26 protein-coding genes are annotated in these 19,681 nt (G+C 36.1%); all 26 read left to right on the plus strand.

Annotation, left to right across the window (positions count from 1 at the left end):
* Positions 1–78 precede the first annotated feature (78 nt).
* The gene (locus tag DV702_RS15210; RefSeq protein ID WP_114925508.1) at positions 79–489 is read left to right on the plus strand and encodes a hypothetical protein; all 411 of its coding nucleotides are present in this window, start codon (positions 79–81) and stop codon (positions 487–489) included.
* Between the two features lie 425 nt (positions 490–914).
* Positions 915–1,469 carry an RNA polymerase sigma factor gene (locus DV702_RS15215; RefSeq protein WP_114925509.1) on the plus strand — a complete coding sequence of 185 codons (555 nt, stop codon included), beginning with the start codon at positions 915–917 and terminating at the stop codon, positions 1,467–1,469.
* A complete protein-coding gene (locus DV702_RS15220) occupies positions 1,462–2,220 on the plus strand; it encodes a hypothetical protein (protein WP_114925510.1) in 759 nt (252 codons plus the stop codon). Before DV702_RS15215 ends, DV702_RS15220 begins: the two co-directional genes overlap by 8 nt.
* A gap of 1 nt (position 2,221) precedes the next feature.
* Positions 2,222–3,085, plus strand: coding sequence for an ABC transporter ATP-binding protein (locus DV702_RS15225; protein ID WP_114925511.1), 864 nt, complete (start codon positions 2,222–2,224; stop codon positions 3,083–3,085).
* A gap of 5 nt (positions 3,086–3,090) precedes the next feature.
* The gene (locus tag DV702_RS15230) at positions 3,091–4,317 is read left to right on the plus strand and encodes an ABC-2 family transporter permease (protein WP_114925512.1); all 1,227 of its coding nucleotides are present in this window, start codon (positions 3,091–3,093) and stop codon (positions 4,315–4,317) included.
* Between the two features lie 12 nt (positions 4,318–4,329).
* Positions 4,330–5,475, plus strand: a complete 1,146-nt coding sequence (locus DV702_RS15235; RefSeq protein WP_114925513.1) for an ABC transporter permease — start codon at positions 4,330–4,332, stop codon at positions 5,473–5,475.
* A gap of 593 nt (positions 5,476–6,068) precedes the next feature.
* Positions 6,069–6,797: a Fic family protein gene (locus DV702_RS15240; protein WP_205407190.1), complete on the plus strand. Its 729-nt coding sequence runs from the start codon at positions 6,069–6,071 to the stop codon at positions 6,795–6,797.
* A 114-nt stretch (positions 6,798–6,911) separates the two neighbouring features.
* Positions 6,912–7,451, plus strand: a complete 540-nt coding sequence (locus tag DV702_RS15245) for a 2'-5' RNA ligase family protein (protein WP_114925515.1) — start codon at positions 6,912–6,914, stop codon at positions 7,449–7,451.
* Positions 7,452–7,745: 294 nt separating this feature from the next.
* The gene (locus tag DV702_RS15250; protein ID WP_114925516.1) at positions 7,746–8,105 is read left to right on the plus strand and encodes a hypothetical protein; all 360 of its coding nucleotides are present in this window, start codon (positions 7,746–7,748) and stop codon (positions 8,103–8,105) included.
* Positions 8,106–8,179: 74 nt separating this feature from the next.
* Positions 8,180–8,689 (plus strand): MepB family protein, encoded by a 510-nt coding sequence (locus DV702_RS15255; RefSeq protein ID WP_114925517.1) that lies wholly within the window; start codon positions 8,180–8,182, stop codon positions 8,687–8,689.
* Between the two features lie 57 nt (positions 8,690–8,746).
* Positions 8,747–8,923, plus strand: a complete 177-nt coding sequence (locus DV702_RS15260) for a hypothetical protein (protein WP_162805833.1) — start codon at positions 8,747–8,749, stop codon at positions 8,921–8,923.
* Between the two features lie 70 nt (positions 8,924–8,993).
* Positions 8,994–9,779, plus strand: a complete 786-nt coding sequence (locus DV702_RS15265) for a hypothetical protein (protein ID WP_114925519.1) — start codon at positions 8,994–8,996, stop codon at positions 9,777–9,779.
* Positions 9,780–10,291: 512 nt separating this feature from the next.
* On the plus strand, positions 10,292–11,509 hold the full coding sequence (locus tag DV702_RS15270; protein ID WP_114925520.1) for an amidohydrolase: 1,218 nt from the start codon (positions 10,292–10,294) through the stop codon (positions 11,507–11,509).
* Positions 11,510–11,780: 271 nt separating this feature from the next.
* Positions 11,781–12,608, plus strand: a complete 828-nt coding sequence (locus DV702_RS15275; RefSeq protein WP_205407261.1) for a cation diffusion facilitator family transporter — start codon at positions 11,781–11,783, stop codon at positions 12,606–12,608.
* Between the two features lie 140 nt (positions 12,609–12,748).
* Positions 12,749–12,943 (plus strand): hypothetical protein, encoded by a 195-nt coding sequence (locus tag DV702_RS15280; RefSeq protein WP_114925521.1) that lies wholly within the window; start codon positions 12,749–12,751, stop codon positions 12,941–12,943.
* Positions 12,944–13,045: 102 nt separating this feature from the next.
* Positions 13,046–13,360, plus strand: a complete 315-nt coding sequence (locus DV702_RS15285; protein WP_114925522.1) for a hypothetical protein — start codon at positions 13,046–13,048, stop codon at positions 13,358–13,360.
* Between the two features lie 67 nt (positions 13,361–13,427).
* The gene (locus DV702_RS15290) at positions 13,428–14,225 is read left to right on the plus strand and encodes an AAA family ATPase (protein WP_240315642.1); all 798 of its coding nucleotides are present in this window, start codon (positions 13,428–13,430) and stop codon (positions 14,223–14,225) included.
* Between the two features lie 170 nt (positions 14,226–14,395).
* The gene (locus DV702_RS15295; protein ID WP_114925523.1) at positions 14,396–14,869 is read left to right on the plus strand and encodes a DUF4825 domain-containing protein; all 474 of its coding nucleotides are present in this window, start codon (positions 14,396–14,398) and stop codon (positions 14,867–14,869) included.
* Positions 14,870–15,657: 788 nt separating this feature from the next.
* Positions 15,658–16,416, plus strand: coding sequence for a hypothetical protein (locus DV702_RS15300; RefSeq protein ID WP_114925524.1), 759 nt, complete (start codon positions 15,658–15,660; stop codon positions 16,414–16,416).
* A 103-nt stretch (positions 16,417–16,519) separates the two neighbouring features.
* Positions 16,520–16,867, plus strand: a complete 348-nt coding sequence (locus tag DV702_RS15305) for a hypothetical protein (RefSeq protein ID WP_114925525.1) — start codon at positions 16,520–16,522, stop codon at positions 16,865–16,867.
* A 215-nt stretch (positions 16,868–17,082) separates the two neighbouring features.
* A complete protein-coding gene (locus DV702_RS15310) occupies positions 17,083–17,472 on the plus strand; it encodes a hypothetical protein (RefSeq protein WP_114925526.1) in 390 nt (129 codons plus the stop codon).
* Positions 17,473–17,651: 179 nt separating this feature from the next.
* On the plus strand, positions 17,652–17,837 hold the full coding sequence (locus tag DV702_RS15315) for an antitoxin VbhA family protein (RefSeq protein ID WP_114925527.1): 186 nt from the start codon (positions 17,652–17,654) through the stop codon (positions 17,835–17,837).
* 3 nt (positions 17,838–17,840) lie between these two features.
* On the plus strand, positions 17,841–18,179 hold the full coding sequence (locus DV702_RS17160; protein WP_240315643.1) for a hypothetical protein: 339 nt from the start codon (positions 17,841–17,843) through the stop codon (positions 18,177–18,179).
* Positions 18,180–18,221: 42 nt separating this feature from the next.
* Positions 18,222–18,560, plus strand: coding sequence for a hypothetical protein (locus DV702_RS17165; protein WP_240315644.1), 339 nt, complete (start codon positions 18,222–18,224; stop codon positions 18,558–18,560).
* 656 nt (positions 18,561–19,216) lie between these two features.
* Positions 19,217–19,405, plus strand: coding sequence for a hypothetical protein (locus DV702_RS15330; RefSeq protein ID WP_114925529.1), 189 nt, complete (start codon positions 19,217–19,219; stop codon positions 19,403–19,405).
* 49 nt (positions 19,406–19,454) lie between these two features.
* Complete coding sequence (locus tag DV702_RS15335; RefSeq protein WP_114925530.1) at positions 19,455–19,643, plus strand: hypothetical protein; 189 nt, start codon at positions 19,455–19,457, stop codon at positions 19,641–19,643.
* Positions 19,644–19,681 lie beyond the last annotated feature (38 nt).

The following is a 19,681-nucleotide window of genomic DNA, read 5'->3' on the forward strand; positions in this document are numbered from 1 at the left end:
CAAGAATCGAGCCATTTTACAGAATATATCGGTAACTTATTTAACCTTTATCCGTCTAACGATAAAAGGAGTGATTAGGTGAGAATACGAATATTATTTTTAAGTTTGTCTGTTTTTATTTTATTAACAGCTGTTGGATGTTCTAATTCATCAATTACAAGTACAACAGAAACTCATACAACTGAAAATCCTGATTCAAAAGAGATTTTAACATCAGATCCTGAGGCTGATATATTTCAATTTGATGGTGTGATTTATAAGACTGGAATTGATTGGGTTGAAGAACTGACTTTAACAAAAGACGAACAGGTAGGAGAAATAAAAACAAGAAATAATACAGATACAAACTTTGAGGATGATATGTCGAACAAATTGCCTGTTGGTTCGAAAATCTATTCGGCTAAAGAAAAGGGAGAAGTTGGAGGGCCAATTTTACTCGTTGAATCAGAGGGAAAGCTATTTAAATACTATGGGCTTGTGGAGGGTTAACCAAGTTACCTATATCAATAATCGGGTGCAATTCTGGAATATGGATTTGCACCCGTTCAACGATAGGGCCAGTAACTTTAACAAGTAACATAAAGGTTATTTAATAAATAATGGGGATTTTTATTTAGAGCGTTAATCATTTTTTGTTGCAATAATACTCAGCTTTATTGCAATTGCAACTTACTGGATTTTATTTGGGTTGCTAATACATTTGATTTTTAAGGTAATAGAAGAATTCCTACAATTGATTGTAGGAATTTTCGGATTTACCGAGAAAGTAGAAATCTAATAGGTAAGTTGTCGATAAAGAGCAAAGTAATTTACTCCTTACCGACAACTTTTTTATTTGTTTTCAAACTATTATTGTATCGAATACGAATATACTTGTAGGGGCTAGAAATAGTGTGGGAAGCGTGTGATGAAAGATGGACAATGAGGTACGTTGGATTAAGAAAATAAAGCGAACGGGTAATGAGTCTGCGGCAAATGCGCTCGTTTCCAAGTATTACAAAGAAGTCTATGCGTATCTATATAAACAAACGCTAGATAATGAGTTATCGCTGGATCTTACGCAGGAAATTTTCATAAGTGTGCTGAAATCCATTAAGCGATATGACAGCAAGAAAGCCGCGTTTCGAACGTGGTTGTACAAAATTGCATCGAATAGACTTGTCGATTATTACAGGTCTAAAAGTTATCGTTATGCACAAATTGAAGAGCCACTTGAGGAGGTTGACATTGAAGATACATATGATGTAACGATTTCACTGGAATATAAAGAGGATTACGAGAAAGTGACTTCGATTGTGAATGAATTAGAAGCAAGTTCTCAACAAATTATGCGTCTTAAATTATTTGGGGAATATACATTTCAGGAAATCGCGGCGATTGAGGATATGCCGCTATCTACGGTGAAAACGAAATATTATACGTCATTAAGGCGCATTAGAAAGACTATGAAGGAGGGTTCTCATGACTAAAGAAAAGTTCCACATTCCAATGCCAGACGAGCGAACGATTCAGCAACAGGTAAGTCAAATTGTCGCAGTGGGCACTGGGCATCAACCATCCTTTTATCTGTATATGAAAACAATGGTCCAACAAGTCGGGCTACAACATCTACTGTCAGGACATTCAATACTTGCACTCATTTCAATGATGGCTATCGGGGTAGTAGGTCCATTTGTTATAGGTGCGGAATCAACTGTTACAAATGTAGATGATTTATATGCGCAGTTGTTTCTGTTATCCCCTCTATTATTTATTGCCTTTTCAATTTATACGTACGCGATAAAAATAAGTAATGTCACGTATGAAGTAGAGATGTCTTGTAAATACAACGTCTATCAAATGATTGCTTTTCGTATGCTCATTTTCAGTGTTGTTGCCATACTTGTCAATACGGCTAGCATTTCACTCATTATAATAGTCTATGAAAATATTCACTTTATGCGGGCATTTATGATTTCGACGACGGGGTTATTCGTGTTCTCTATTTTCTTCTTATACACGATGATGAAGCGGCGTTCGCTGTTTAGTGTGGCGGCAACGGTTATTGTGTGGATTACAGTAAACTTAGTATTGAAGTATGCTGATGATTCATTTTATAGTGAGGTTCTTGTCGGTATGCCACTATTCGTTTATGCACTTGTGTTAATGGTTAGTTTTTATTATTATATTCGCGCGTTGAAAAGGTTAATTTGCATTAAACAGATGGAAGGAGCTTATTAAGATGATTGTTGTGAAAGAAGTTAGTAAGAGATATGGGGATTTTACTGCGTTACAACAAATAAATTTAACGTTTTCAACTGGCTTATACGGCTTGCTTGCACCAAATGGAGCTGGTAAGACGACGCTCATTAAAATGCTTTCGACGTTGATTTCACCAACTGAAGGGGAAATCCTTTATGAGGGTAAAAACATTGTCGATATGGGGGAAGATTACCGCACATTGCTCGGTTATTTACCGCAGCATTTTGGCTATTATAAAAATTATTCACCGAAGCAATATTTACTGTATTTAGCGGCACTAAAAGGGATTGGGAAAAAGGAGGCGCTTCCTAAAATTGAAGAGCTACTAGAGAAAGTTGCGTTAACTAATGTGGCCAGTAAAAAGATGAAGAAATTTTCTGGGGGAATGATTCAACGCGTTGGCATTGCGCAATCGTTATTAAACGACCCAAAAATACTTATATTAGATGAACCAACTTCTGGGCTAGATCCAAAAGAACGGGCACGGTTTAGACATTTGCTGACACAACTTGCACGCGAACGACTCGTTATTATTTCGACGCACATCGTGTCTGACATCGAATCGATTGCGAATGAAATTATTATGATTAAAAACCAGCAAGTACTGTATCAGGATTCTGTGGGAAAAATTTGTGCAACGCTGGATGGTTCTGTGTTTGAAACGTCGATTCGCTACGATGAATTAGAAGCATTTAGGATGCAAACGGTGATCCTGTCGGAAAGGCAGGAGAGAGACTGTATGTGTGTGCGCTTTATTCATAAAGGGGAAGCGACTGCTGATTGGACACCTGTAACTGCGCATTTGGAAGATGTCTTTTTATATGAATACCGCGATGAGGTGTGATAGGGATGCGCATTACTTTTCATGAATGTAAAAAGGCATTAACGTCCCCCGTTCTCATTGGACTATTCGTGTTGTTTTCGGTCTATAATATTTTCTTGATTACGAGCCAGTCCCATATCTCAGATGAATTAAAAGTAGCGAACGAGCTATCAGAAACGTATGGACTGAAAATTACGAAAGCGTCGTTGCGGCAGCTTGATCATGACATTGGTCTAGAAATGGAACAATTAAGAGCGATGACTGGAAAATCGTATGAACAAGTTGAATGGACAGATCTTGATAACTTTAGTGAAGCTGAACTGGAACTTTATGAGCAATTACAGTTAAAAGAAATGTACGCGGATTTCGCCCATACGATTGACGGTGAGTACGCAAAAATAGATTTAAAAATGGTTGCGGAAAATGAAATTTTGAAATATGGGTTAAGTGGACAGGCTGCAAAGGTTTTACGGCATGAATACGGTAAACTTGCACAACGTTTTGAAGAACTCAAGCAAAATGACGAGCATAAAGAGTGGTTTTTCTTAGGGAAGTCTTACCAGATGCATAGTTTTCTATTTAGATCACTCACTGCTCATCTTATATTTGAAATATTAATTTTAGTCGTGTTGGCAACCGCATTCATGACAAATTTTGAATTTGAAAATCGAACACAACTCCATACATATGCAAGTAAAAGAGGGCGTTCTTTAATGAAGGACAAGCTGGCGGCATCACTTATTATTGCAACGCTTGTGACGGTTCTTTTAATGTTGGTGACATTTGGCACGTATTTTACTGTATTTGATTATACACATTTATGGGGTAGTTCAATTAGCAGTGCGTTCAATTGGGAATACAACTTCCCGTACATTACTTGGTGGGAAATGCCGTTTTTGAAGTTTTTAATGTTAGTCATTGGGTTGATTTATATGAGTATGCTTTTATTTACAGCACTTGCGTTTGCGATTGCCGTTGTTGTGAAAAATAGTTATGCGACATTTTTTATCATTGCAATTTTATTTACAATTGGTTTTTTGTTACCTGGCTTCGTGCCATCAAATTCTATTTTGAAAGATTATGCTGGGTATAATTTAGCGGCGCTTGTCGTCAATCCACATATGTTCTTTACGGGGAGTAATGCTGTCATGTTCAAGCATTATGAGTGGATGACGGTCGCGGTAGGAACGATTATTGTTGTTGCATTATGTGTGCAAGTGATGTGCTATTTCAGGAAGCAAGATATTCAGTGAAGGGGTGCAACGATGCGGATTTTATGGCATGAATTAAAGAAGATATTAACGTTGAAAATGATGTTATTGCTCGTAATCGTCAATAGTTTGTTGTTTTTCTTACTCATTGAGTTTGATATTACTCATTTCCCGAATGGTAGACCTGGTCTAGATTCTTATCGAATTGGCATTGAAATGATTGAAAAGTACGGGACGCATATGGATGAGGCGGAGTTTGTCGATTTTAAGAACGTATACGAGGAAGAAGTGAAGAAGGCGGATCAGTATTTACAATCAAGACAAGCGTTTGTCGATGCTGATATGGATACGTATGAAAAACTTGTGAACTATGATTGGGATAATGAAACGGATGTGCAGCGTGACTTGCGTAATGAGCTGTTCCATGAACAACAAGTGGATCTTTTCTGGGAGCTTCAGGAAAGGCGGAGTCTTCTTGATTTTCATGATAGCAAAGAGAGTAGTTTAGATTGGTTTCTCGAAAATCCAACTGTTCAACAGCAAGCACGTATAGATGAGATGAAGGAACAGAAGCTATACCAGGTTTATACTGATGTCGTGTATGACAATTATAAAAACTTTATTAGGAGTGTGGCAATAACAATTTTATTAAGCGTGGTGATTGTCATTTCACCGATCTTTCTAAAAGATAGGTCACAACGATTACTTGATCTTCAATATACGTCGAAGAAAGGTAGGAACTTGTATAAAACAAAAGTGCTTGCTGGTTCCTTGTCAACTTTTCTTGTCATTACAGCTTTACTTCTTATTTATTTCCGCATTTATGCACTTAATGATACAGCGATGTTTTTTGATGTGCCAGTACATATGTTCATCGCAAGTAACTCATGGTATGATCCAACATTCTTTCAGTATATCATGCTGACGATACTCGCTATTTACGCACTTGGATTTGTATTTGCGCTCCTTGCAATGGTATTTTCTAGTATTGTGCCAAATATGATTTCTTTAATTGGCGTTCAAATTCCGTTCATTGTGAGCATGATTAGCTACGGTCTAAAGGTATTGTTAGTTGGCATGATTGCTTTCTATACAGCGAAATGGGTAGTGCCGACGTTATATGGGGTAATGATTGTTCTGAGTTGTATTGCGATGATTTTGATGTGGTTGAGAGAGAAGAAGCGGGATGTTTTGGTGTGATTTGTTGCGAAAAATCAAAACAAGTTTTATGTTGAATCAATTTGAAAAAGTATTCTAGTTTGCATGGAATAAACATACAGACAGCATTTGAAATTGACAGCACCTTATAGGATACATCCGTTTACGAAAGGGATGATGTTAAAATAACATCAGCTTGTGAAGAAGCAATTGCAACGGTGTTAATTCAAGATACTCTTAAAGGTGCAGATACGGCTGAAGAAGAGTTATTAAATAATTTTGGTGAATAGGTACTTGAACTTGTGCAAGCAGAAGTGATGGTTTGTTATAAATTCAAAAGCGATAGTGAGGCAAAGAATAGAGGGGTTTTCGTATAGCGGGTTCTCTTCGGAGGTTTTTTGGATATCTCTGGTATATCTCTGGTATTATGGTATTGAAGTATTAAAAAGATTATTGATATTCAATTAATGGGGGCGTTTGCGTGATAAAGACAAAACAGATGTAAAAGAAATAATTAACTGACATCACATAGTTCTAATTTGAAAAATATGATGAATATCAATTAGTATAGAACTTTTCCATTATGCGGTACAATAATAGAAATGCTCTACTTGTATACTTGGGAGGTTACTCATTTGTTTGAAGTTATTAATAAAAAGAAGGCACAATTAGATGCTGCTCGTCCTTTACCAAAATATACATTGAAAAGTTTACGAGAAAAGTTATTTCTAGAGTGGACCTATAATTCGAATGCCATTGAAGGAAACACCTTAACCATAAATGAAACGAAAGTGGTTCTTGAAGGAATTACAATCGGTGGTAAGACACTAAGAGAACATTTGGAGGTCATCAATCATCGTGATGCTATTACTTATGTTGAAGAAATTGTCCAAATGAACGAACCCCTTTCTGAATGGCAAATAAAAAATTTACATCGGTTAGTACTTAAAGGAATTCATGACGAGTACGCAGGTATTTATCGTAAAGAACAAGTCTTTATTTCTGGCGCTACGCATATACCACCAGCGCATTATCTAATCCAAGAAAAAATGGAACAAATGATGAATTGGTATCGTAACGAAGGTAGTTATCTTCATCCTGTTGAGCGTGGAGCAACGTTGCATGCTATTTTTGTAGGCATTCATCCTTTTATAGATGGAAATGGACGTACATCAAGACTTTTGCTTAATTTGGAGGTAATGAAAGAAGGATTTCCTCCAGTCATTATTAAAGTGGAAAATCGATTGGCCTATTATGAAGCGCTCGACAAAGCACATACTACAGAAAACTATAGTGACTTTATAGCGCTAGTAGAACGTGAAGTAGAAGACTCCCTTGACTTATATCTAAGTACAATCAGTTAGAAAGCACCTATGAGGTGCTTTTTTGCAACCAATAGTTGTGCTTCAATCGAGCCATTTTACGATATAACTTATTGTTAAATATGGTGAAAAATTAGGAAAGGGGAAAGTTGAAAAATGGATTGTTTCAGTAATGATACATATATAGTCTTGGATTTACCAAAGCATATTTCAGAAAAGGTAAAGATTATAAGAGAGAATTACAACTATCCTGATGCTTTACCCGCAGAAATCACACTTACTGGTTCAAGCGGAGTAGGTGTATTCTTAGCAGGCCAAGATCAAAGTCGTGTATTCGAAGAAGTAGACAAGATTGCTAATAAAACAAAACCAGTTAAGGTTTCTTTTTCCAACGTGTTAAACTTTCCGAACACAAATATCTTCTTTTTTACAATAAAAAATGAGGAGATCCTAAGGGAAATCCATCTAAAGATAAGTGATTCTCAAATTAACTTCAAAGAAAGCCCGTTTCCTTATAAACCTCATTGTACTCTGTGTAATCTCGACACAATCCTGGAAGAAGAAAAGCAAGGACTATTAAGTATTAATCTTACAGATGAATTTACATTAGACACTTTATCTGTCTACTCACTTCAAAATAAAACAAATGAAGATGTAAAGGTAAGTTTACTTCATAGAGTGAAGTTATCAGGCTGAAAACTAAATTTGCTGTTCAAGATAAGAGCGCGATTCTGATATAGCATTCATCTAGTTGACCGGAGTGGAAACCAGCGACTCCTGTAGGATCAGTGAGAGCCGTAACGAAGAACGGCTTTTGCGAGTGAGGCGCAGCGAGAAGGAGCACATCTTTGCCTTTACAGGTCATCCAACGAAGCGAAGTGGATGGGTGTGGTGCTCCTCGCGCCTAACAGAACACGTCCGCCTAGTACGTAGATCAACGAGTTCATTCTGTCTAACAATGGAACTACTCTATTGTAAAGGGGTGCAAATGTGACATCTTACTATTTCATAGCATCAGACCAAAAATTAGGATGCGGAAATGCTTCACTTGAAATTTTAGAGACTGAGCCGTGGATCATTTCAGGATTTGATTATCCCATTCAAAGAGAAATTATGAATGGTGTAGAGAAAGAGTGGCAACTACGGGAATTGTTGCAATATATCCGTAATCACACCGCACCGTATGAAGCTTGTACTGTGCAAATAGCTCATTTAGTAAATTCAAATCACGAGGAACTACATGTGCAGAGAAAATCTAACTTATTGCTACATGAAATAAATACCCCAAAACAACTTATAGTACCAGAAGGACATCTGCTAACTATTATTAAAGTACCCATTTCTTCGTAATTGCTTTGCTGCCAGACGAGTATGCAAATATAAAAGAGTAGATCATGTAAGAAGTAACGGATTGGAGTAGTTCAATGAAAGATTTTCATCAAGCCCTATCCTATATAAATAAAATGATGTACGAACCGAATCATATGATAGTGCAGTCGATTCAAGAAGAAAAACAAAACGCTGCCTATGGGGCCGGCATATTTCAAATTGCGTCTACAACCATTCGATTCAGAGTAGCGAATGTCACGGCGACAAAAGTAGGGCAATTTGTAGCGTTTTGGGAGAAAGATGAACATGACAAAAATCAGCCCTATTCCTATGAACAAGCGGCTGACTTATTAGTCATTACTACGTTTGCAAGTGAAACGGAGTTCGGACAATTTATTTTTCCAAAAGAGCTACTTCTCAAACAGAATATTTTGAGGTCTAGCTCCACAAAAGGGAAAATGGCTATGCGAGTGTATCCAGTTTGGGATCGACCGACTAGTAAACAAGCGATGAACACACAAGAGTGGCAATTACCTTTTTTTGTTGATATGAGTCACTCACATAAAGTGCCCAAAGAAAAAATAAGGGAGCTGTATTCTTTTTAGTTCTTTGTGATAGATCACGCTATCACAGAGTGGAGTTAGGGAGAGGGGATGGATGTCGTGAAAAAAAGATTCAAATTCGCCCTGCTATTTTTTGTGCTGTTCACTATTTGGAAATGGTTTTCCACTTCGGAAATTCATTGGTTTGAAAATATAATGATGACTATTGGGGTTACACTAGTGTTTGCTTTTGTAGAGTGGGTTAGTAAACCATATGAATACAAAAAGAGAATATGACCTTAAAAAAGAGTCAAATGATGTAACGTACACAATGGTCTGCCGTCTACTAAATAAAAGGAGAGGTTTTATGAAGAAAATATCCAGTATTCTATTTATAGGGCTCGTCTTAGCTGCTTGTACAGGGAAAGGCATATCGGACGGAGACAGTAGTGTAAACGTTCCAGCCATTTCATTGCCGACAAATACTTCTACTGCGGATATGGTAGGTTTGATCGTCTATAATGGGAAAATTTATACTGAAACGAATGTAGAAATACGCGCGGAAGATGCAAAAGCGTTACGAGATGATATATTGGGCATAACGACAGGAACGATTGATGAATGGAGTAAACAAAAGGAATATGATAAAGAGCTCGCTTCCACTGTCGGAGAAATGGATGTCTATTCTGTGAAAGGGTATGACCGCGATTTTAGGATAATGACGTATGAAGAACAAGACGGAATCGCATATGCACGGTTTTACGAACATCTTAACGGTATTACGGTACGTAGTGGGGAAGATATTTTTGGCAAGTTGCAGCTGGTGGGAAATGTAGTTTCGGCACGGTGGAGAACGTTTAGTGAGCGAGAACGTGACATGGATCGCTATCATGAGATTGCAGATACAGCGACTGTGAATACGTTTGTGGAAGAATTGAACAATACGAAGCCGCTAGCTCGCGAACGACAGTCAGATCCATTGAATACGTCAAGAAACGACGAGGAATTCAGAGAACTGTCGTTACAATTGGCGGATGGTTCCTTCGTGACACTTAGTCTTCTGAAGGACGGATATATTTATTATAGTATGACAGATGTCTACTTTGAGATGAATCAACGGACGTTTTCAGAACTATGGAACCAACTGAAATGAATAGACCTACGTGCGCTACGAATAATCGTCCTTTTCATGGGCGGTTATTTTTTTGGAAAAAGTTAAGCTAAATGATGTAGTAGTTTGTCTAATACATAGTAGGCATTAACAGAAAGGAGGGATTCCGATCATTGCATTAGTGAAAAAAGCTCAAAAGGGTAGTGATGACGCTTTTTTTGCAACAGGATTCTTCCTCCAGCACGGGAAACTCCTCAACCTGAAGTTTTTGATGGTGCTTGGCAATCGGCTTATCGTATCGCACACTTCCGACAGTAAAGTACTAATAATTATGTGTTGATACTTGATGTATTCAAGTGAATAAGCTAATAATTGAAGGATCAAACATGTCACTTTCTTTTTAGGGATTTGAGTGTCGTGTGGTAACCTCACTTTAATTCTAAATTTATGGGAGTGGCAAGTTTTTTTGCTTATAATGCATTACCTGCAATGAATGATTAGCTTATTATTATAGAAGTTTTGACAATACATATTTATAAATAGGAGAGATCTATATGAAGAATACTAGGCTACAAGAGAAGTTAGTGGAGATTGAAAAAGAATATAGAGAAACATTCCAAACTATTAGTGATCATTTGTTTCATCACCCAGAAATTAGTGGAGAAGAATACAAATCGGCTGCGTATTTGGCTGAAGTAATGGAGTCTTTCGATTTTACGGTGACGTTCCCCTATCCGCATCTAAAAGAAATAGAGACTGCTTTTATAGCTGAATTTGGGACTGGGGAAGGACCTACTATCGCTTTTTTAGCAGAATATGATGCGTTGCCAGGATACAAAACGCCATCAGGAAATGGTCATGCATGTGGTCATAATTGGATCGCCTCGACTATGTGTGGATGTGCGATTGTTTTGTCAAAGTTACAAGAGCATTTTGAGGGGAAAATTGTAGTCATAGGTACACCAGCGGAAGAAACATATGGCGGCAAAATTAACATGTTGAAAGAAGGAGCTTTTGAGGGCGTTGATATTGTGTTTCAAGCTCATTTAGCAAATGAAACCGTTTTGGATTCAGCTGCATTGGCGATGACCGATTATGAATTTGAGTTCAAAGGTAAAGCCGCACATGCCGCCTCCTATCCCGAGAACGGAATTAATGCACTGGATGCGGTGCAACTAACTTTTATGGGGGTTAATGCGTTACGCCAACATGTAAGACAAGATGTTCGAATCCATGGCATTGTAAAAGAAGGTGGCACAGCAACGAATATTACACCCGATAGAGGGGTTTGTCATATGACAGTGCGGGCGCAAGATCGAAAGTATTTACAACATGTAAGTTCGCGCGTGATAGACTGTGGGAAAGGAGCAGCGCTAATGACGGGGGCTGAATTTACATATCGCCAACTCGGTAATTCCTTTGATGATTTACTAAATATCCCGTCTTTAATAGAATTGACAAAAAAGAATTTGATAGAAGTAGGCATTACAAACTTTACTTCTCAACAGGATGCTCCGACTCCAGGCTCAACAGACATTGGAAATGTGAGTTATCTATGTCCTACGTTATATATTGAAGTAGACTTAGAGGCAGACAAACCTTTTTATGTACATGAAGAAGAAGCTTTGAATTATGTAAATTCTCCATACGCTTATGATAAAATGTCCCAAGTCATTCGTGCGTTCTCATCTAGTGCACTTGAACTATTTTTAGAACCGAAACTTCTAGCGACGATTAAAGACGAACATCAAAACATTTTGCTAAAAAAGTAAACTATAAAGTGTCTCGTCACGTAGGTACATTAGTGATATAATTTAAAAAACAGTATGGCGAGTGATATAAATGGAAAATTTTATCTCAACCAAATATATTTTTTTAAAAATAACAACCTTGACTGAATCTAGTCAAGGTTTTTTGTTGCCTTAAGGCAATTTTGAATAATAGTTAAATTTTTACTAAACCCAATGGATAAGGAGCTGTATTTTTTTGGATGAATAAAAGTATAATGATCTAAAATTAGGTGAAAAAGGTGCTTATTTAAGTATAGTCGCTTATCTATGTTTATCTATTTTAAAATTAATTATAGGCTATGTAAGTGACTCTGAAGCACTGAAGGCAGATGGATTAAATAATACAACGGATATTATTGCATCGATCGCTGTTCTGATCGGGCTAAAATTGTCGAGAAAACCAGCAGATAAAAATCATAAATATGGTCATTGGAAAAGTGAAACTATCGCATCACTGGTTGCTTCTTTTATTATGATGGCGGTCGGTATACAAGTACTATTTAGTACAATCATATCCTTTGCAGGTGGAGGAAAAGAGTCACCAGATATAATGGCGGGATATGTTGGTATTTTTTCGTTTGTCGTCATGTATATTGTCTATCGATACAATAAAAAATTAGCAATAAAAATCAATAGTCAAGCTCTTATGGCAGCAGCTAAAGACAATATTTCAGATGCGTGGGTCAGTATAGGAACAGCTATAGGAATATTCGGTTCTCAGTTACATATGCCGTGGATTGACACATTCACTGCATTAATAGTAGGATTTCTTATTTGTAAAACGGCATGGGATATTTTTAGAGAAGCCTCTCATGATCTAAGTGACGATTTTGATGAGAAGCAAATTGAAGTTTACAAAAAAACGATTCAATCCATACATGAAGTACAGCAGATTAAAGAAATTAAAGGTAGAAATTATGGAAATAATGTAGTAGTCGATATTGTAATTTTAGTACAGCCAAATCTAAGTCTTGAAGAAGCACATGACATTACTACCTTAGTGGAAAACGCATTGAAAGAAAAAGATGGCGTGTATGATGTTCATGTTCATGTAGAGCCAAATTGCAAACAGAGTTACTAAATGTAGGTTATACTATACGTGAAAATCTTTTATTTTTACTTTACTAAAAGTAATATTGTATAAATAGTTAACAAGTGAAGTAATCGGAAACAATGTAATCAAATCACAAGGCATGTAGTACTTTAGTGGAGGGAAAGATAATGAAAAAAACAAGAGCAATTTTTATTGGTGATGTTAGATATGATCAGTGTCCAGTTTTTGAATTGAATAACGAAACGGATTACTTTGAAATGATAATTGACAAAGAAGTTAGATATGAAAAAGTAGTAGTTGAAGAAGATGATGATTTTTTGATATTTGAAATTGAAGAGGATATTGCAAATTTGATCGAGTAATTATGCAAGTAGGCGCGATTCTTAGTAAAAGGATTTGCGCTATTTCAGTAATAGGGCCATGTTATGGAAATGTGAAAACATATTTAATCATTGGGGGAAACAATGAGAAGAACTTTAGAATTATTCATTATGTTTTTTACATTACTTCTTGCTTCCTGTGGAGGGCCTTTCACATCAACTACTTCGATGTTGACTGTGATTGAAAAAGGTCATTCAAGTGACTACAAAGAATTTTGGATCAAGGCATATGACCCGAGCAATCACAACAAAGGAGAAGCATTTAGGATAGTAGTACAAGAAGAGATGGTATGGAATCTTATTGAAGAAGACAGAGAGTATTTTTCCTCGTATGCAAAAGAAGGAGACAAACCTTGGATTTTAGAGAAAACCGAACATTCAGCGGTTGAAAGAGAATAAAGGAGGGGTTGTAATTTATTTACATGACTTTTCATTTCCAAGTGATGATATGGAATTCGACTTTTTTATGAAGATAAAACGAACATGCTATGACTCGTTTTACCCATTTAAAATTTTATCGAAAAATAGCTTTGAAACGATTGTTTTTGAGCCAGTGACGATTTTGTATGGGGGAAATGGTTCTGGAAAATCTACAGCATTACATGTCATAGCAGAAAAAACAGGAGTCAAACGGGATTCTATTTATAATAAATCTAATTTCTATCCTGATTATGTCAATATGTGTGGAATGCAACTTAAAGAAGAGATTCCCGAAAACAGCAGGATTATTACTAGTGATGACGTGTTTGACTATATGTTGAATATCCGGAACCTCAATGAGGGAATAGACCAAAAAAGAGAAGAACTTTTTGAGGAATATTTGGATGCAAAATATTCCCATTTTCAGATGAGATGTATGGAGGATTACGAGCAGTTAAAAAAAGTTAATATCGCTAGAAGTCAAACACAGTCCCGTTTTGTAAGAAATGAATTAATGGATAATGTGAGGGAATATTCGAATGGGGAAAGTGCATTCCTATATTTCACTGAAAAGATTGGTGAGAATGGACTGTATATTTTGGATGAGCCGGAAAACAGCCTTTCTCCAAAGCGCCAAGTGGAATTGGTGGACTTTATCGAACAATCTGCCCGTTTTTTCGGATGTCAGTTCATCATATCAACACATTCTCCATTTCTACTATCCATGAACGGTGCAAAAATTTATAATCTTGACGAAAAACCCGTTAAAGTGAGACGCTGGACGGAATTAGAAAATATCCGTACATACTACGATTTTTTCAAAAGACATGAAAACAAGTTTTGAAGAACATTGAATCGTACCTCAAGAGAGATCTGGTGCATAAAAACTATTCAACTAAAGGGAATTTGTTAAAGAGTGCCAGTATGTCATACGACGTAGAAGAAATTCTGAATCGAGTGTAAGTTGTGTAGCGCACAGCACTGCTCACTAATTTGATTGTTAGGAGGATCGCTATGAAACGATTGGTTAATTTTTCTCTTTCAGCTTTATTGGTAATGTTAATTGTAAGTGGATGTAACACAAAAAGTGGAGAAGAGAGTATTTTTACATACAAAGATTCGTATGTGGGTGATGCTAGCGCAGTAGGGAATAGTGCAAGTCAGTTGCGAGGTGCTGAACACTATAAAGGCTTTGAACTTAAAACGACCGAAGAGCCGTATGGTATTATTTTGAACTATGATTGGTCGGACTCAGAACTGAATTATAAAAAAACAGCTATTTATAACGCCACTTTTTTATTTGCATTAATTAAAAACGCTGACTGGATAACGTTTAATTTTACTAATCAAGAGTACAAAATAACAAGAGAAAATCTTCAAGATTGGTATGGGGAAAATCTCAGCGATTTAGAAAATGAAAATGAAACAGAAAAAATTGCACAAAAATATTTGGAAGATGAAAGTAAAATAAATCAGTTATTTAATTGAGCGATGCGATTGCGAAAAAGCGATTTGCGTACGTTCTGCAATCGGGCCAGTAGAATTAGTGTACTCTTTAGGATTCTCCCGAGAGAAACCGGACGCTTTCCTGAGGGCACGCGGCGGACTCGCCAGAAGTGCGTTGGCGATTACGCCTGTCGCGCTGATCCTCCAGGAGTCGCCGGTTCTTCCGGGAGAATCCTTGAGTTTGTGTCGGGAAGTCAGTTGGTGTTTGTCCAGAAGTTGGAGTAGGGGTAAGTGACTTCTCCTGTAAAGTGTGGATGAAGCTGTAGATTCTTTGACTGAATGCATATAGAGTCATTTCTTTTTTCGTTCAATTTATCGAGACAGTCAAAGTAGCCAAAAATACTTCGCTGCTTTCTAACTTCAAAACCGGACCATTGTATCAGACAAGTCTACTCGGCTTTCACTACTTGCAGAGAGCTATCAAACTGTCTTATGTACACTAAGTCGGGCTGGAGCTTCCAGACGATCGACTCCGGGAGGATCAGGGCGACAGGCGTAACCCGCAGCGCTTGACGGTCCGCCGCGTCCCCTCCGGAAAGCGTATCGTCTGGAAGCGGAAGCCGCAACGATATCCAAGTCAGCGTCACAATCTCAGAAAAAACAAAAATTACTTATTTCGTGTTCTTCTGTTAACGGGCGCATTAACAGAACAAGGTTATGCGAGAATCAGGGCTATTATCCGGAATAAGACCTTTTAAATAATCCGGGCAATTAGTTTAACAAGAAAACCGAGATATATTATTTGGATTTTTTAATTAGGGAGTGTTCATGTGGGTGTTTGGGGAGCGGCAATATTATCCGATGATATTGCTGAAGATGTCAGCTTTAAATATAAGGACTTATTGGGAGAAAATTATTCGAGTGAAAAAGCAAGTAAACGAGTAATAGAAGAATTTCAAAATGATTTAGATGGTGAAGAAATTACTGCCTTTTGGTTGTCATTCGCTTTAATACAATGGAAATTAGGAAGACTTCAAGAGGAAGTTAAAAATAAAGCAATTGAAATTATTGATAGTGGTGTGGATCTTGAACGTTGGGAAGAAGATCCTAAACTAATGAAGAAACGTGAAGCTGTTCTTTTGAAACTAAAAGAACAATTACATTCCCCGCAACCACAAGCTAAAAGAGTTCCAAAGAGGTTTGTAACGAATACATTTTTAAAAGCTGGTGATGCAATTAGCTATGAATTAGTTTCAAGGGATTTTATTATTCTTAAGGTCATTGGCATTATTGAACAAGGGACTGGAGACAGATATCCACTTTTCGAAATATGTGACTGGAAAGGGAAAGTAATTCCTTCAAAAGAACAAATTAATGAATTAGAATTAAAAAAATGGACGTGGGAAAATGGTAATCAAGAGTTAAACGCATTAGCTATCTTTCCAGCTGGTAAAAAAGATGACCCTATAAAAAGAGTACAAGTGGTAGCAGAAGGTGTAAGAATCGTATTGGATATGGAAGAATCCTTCGTCGCATTAACTTGGAAAGCATTAGATGATAATTTAAAGGAGTTTTACTCATTCGAATAATATCTCTTAAATGAGCATGATTATAATTGGAAAGTCTTGTGTAAGAAAAGAACTGTTATGCCAGCGTTTAATGATCTAAAGAAGAATTAGTGGGAGTGTTACTATGAAATGTAACTTTTGCAAAAAAGAAGTTACTTTTAATTTAAAAGTAGAAGGCGATGTTGGCGCAGACGCAATTTGGTGTGATGAGTGTTACTGTAATTTAGATATTTATGATATGCCGATTTCAAATAGTTTGAAAAAACAACTTACAACTTGGACACAGCAGTACGGTGAATGGATGGATTGGAGCAAAGATATGTTGTGTTCTAATGGAGTTCAAATGGAAGAAGAACATAATAAAATAGGTGAATCACTTACTGTAAAAGTTCGTAATGAGCTCGGAGATGAATATAAAGTCAGATTTTCACCTTCTTCATCTACAAGAATGTATGCTAACCGCGATTCTTAATGAAAAACCCCTTACAATTTACTACATTACTACTCATGCTATTCTAGTATTTGAGAAAAGGAATGATTATTCAGTGACTAGCTATCAGCAGTTTTACTCACGCATTTTTTCGATTCTCTACGAGTTAGCATCTTAAACTTTTTTAATTTAGCTTTTTTACATGAGGTTAACAACAATTTATAAGGACAAATTTTGATATGGAAGGAAAATAATATATGACTACTTTCAGTTTTCTTATACTGTCTGAAAAAAGCTCGTTGATTGAGAAAGATAGATATAATAAACATTCATTTGTTAAAAAAGAAGGAAATTTTTATATTTTCGCCCGTCAACAAACAGCGGGTATTGTTGAAGGCAAAAGTATAAGCAGAGAATATATTGATTTCATTCGTTCGATATCGAGTGAAATGGAATCACCCATATATACTTTAGTGAAAGAACTTAAGAACAAAGAAGGAGAAAATGATTTTTCTATTAAAAAATATATTGATTCTAATGGAATTATAGATAGTGAGAAGGTTTTAGTTTTAAATAAAGATACCTTAATATCTTATAATAAATTATATAAATTTCCTTTTATCACAAGTGAAATTACACGATTTTGATATAAAAATTATAGCTGTGCTTATATATGCAATAATCGAGCGCGATTTTTTGGTAACAGCATATTTTCAAACGTGCCACCTTCCGAATAAAAACTTTTAAAAACATTAAGTGACCGAACTATCTTACGATACATGAACACTGGTATAATAGAGGTAACAATAAATGAGGGGTGTTATTTATGAATGAAAATTCACGAACAGAACGCCAAAAGCAAGTAGAATTTGCAGTTGGAATGGCTGCAATTGACGGTGGAAAGCCAAGCGTATTTACAAAGAATCTTTTAAATCAATATGAAGATGGTCAAGTATCATCCAGTCAATTGAAGCAAGCCATTGTTGAAAAATATACAAAGGCTTCAGAGTGATTTATGGATCCTTATGTTTATCCTAATACAAACATTTTAATCAATAAATTAGATATTCGAGATGAAGAGCAATTAATTGACGTTGAAGCACAGTTGTTAATTGCTGGGATTATAGATATTTCTTCTATCTCCCAAAAGATTGATTTCCAAAAATATGAAAGTCTTCAGTTGATTCATCACTTTATTTTTCAGGAACTATATTCATGGGCTGGCGAATTTCGCACAGTCAATATTTCTAAGAGTGAACGGGTTTTAAATGGATTATCTATCTCCTATAGCGATAAAGATCATATTATATCTGATTTGAAAACTATTTTCAGTTGGTCTGAATCTAAAAAATAGAGTTATTCTAATCCTAATCTTGTAAAAGATTTTTCGGCTTTTATGATAAAGCTCTGGCGTGTTCATCCTTACCGTGAAGGAAATACAAGAACAGTTTCAATTTTCATGAAGCTTTTTGCTGAAGCAAGTAGGCTAGACTTCAATGCTCAATTACTTTCACAACATACAGGATACTTACGAAATGCACTAGTTCTAGCCACAGTAGAAGAAGCTCCAGAACCACATTATTTATTGAATATGATATCTGACGCACTAGGTGTAGTTGATTTCAATAAATTCATGCCTGATGATGAAGCTTCTAGTAAATATCAAGTGATTGGCAATTACGATGTTTCTAAAGATGAAGAAAAACCGTTCGAAATTGATCTTGATGATGAATAACTTTTTTTCAAATCAATTCAGTAGGCTCTAAGTATTCATATAAAAAATGCAAGAGTGAAAATTCACTTTTGCATTTTTTATAACCACTTTGTTTTCTTGTTGCTCAATTTCAAGCACTGTAGTTTGATTGGGAAATCTAATATTGTTGAAATCAATCAAGGTGAACTTGTCGTTCTTATTTTGAAAATTGGAAGCCGCGGTGATATGTATAAAAAGTAAACGAACGTCTGCTGTATCTAAAGAAGGCGTTCGTTTATTGTAGTAATTAGATTATCGAGGGTTTTATTAAATCAAAAGAAATGTTACACGAACAAACGGGGCGATTTAATTGAATAAATCGGAGGATATAATGAGCACTAAAACCTTTGTCTTGTTATTAGTCGTTTTAGGAATTAATACTTTGAGGTATGGAACTTATCTTTTAGAGGGTTCTACAAGTATCTATTATTGGATTATGTTTATCTTGAATGTACTAGCCGTAATTTATGTTCTCATCTTAAAATTAAATAAAAGCAAAACTGAAATTAATTCAAGAAGAATCTAAAATACTTTAACAAACGGGAGCAATTCTGGAATAAAGATTTGCGCTCTTTCAACAATAGGGCCACTTGTATGAAAATAATACTTGTCTGTAATATACAAGGAGGGTGTTCGCTATGAAAAGAGGAAGTATCGGAATGGCTATATTTACAGGGGTATTCGTTGGTATTATGGTCTTTATCTCTACGTACTTAGTGCCTGAAGCGAGTTCTATCACTTCGATCGTGATTGCTGTTTTAGCAGCATTTATAGGTGGATTGATTGGGAATAAATTATTTCCACGTAGAGAAGAACAAACGCGATAAACATCTGTAGTCGTGCCAGATTGATGAGAATAGTTAAGGGGATTGGGATATGTTAAAAAAGGTTGTTAAGTATTGGTTAACCACTTGTTTAATTTTCTTAGTACTTATAACCGTTACGCAATGGTTATTTGATCCAGAGATTAGATGGGTTCAGAATATTAAAGTTGCTATTATTGCATATTTATTTCTTGTAGTTATTGATTTGATTATCAAATCATTAGCAAAAGCTAGAAAATAAATGTTTGGCTGTTAAACTTTCGGGCGCATTCACGGAAT

It is taken from the genome of Sporosarcina sp. PTS2304, assembly GCF_003351785.1.
Classification (GTDB): Bacteria; Bacillota; Bacilli; order Bacillales_A; family Planococcaceae; genus Sporosarcina.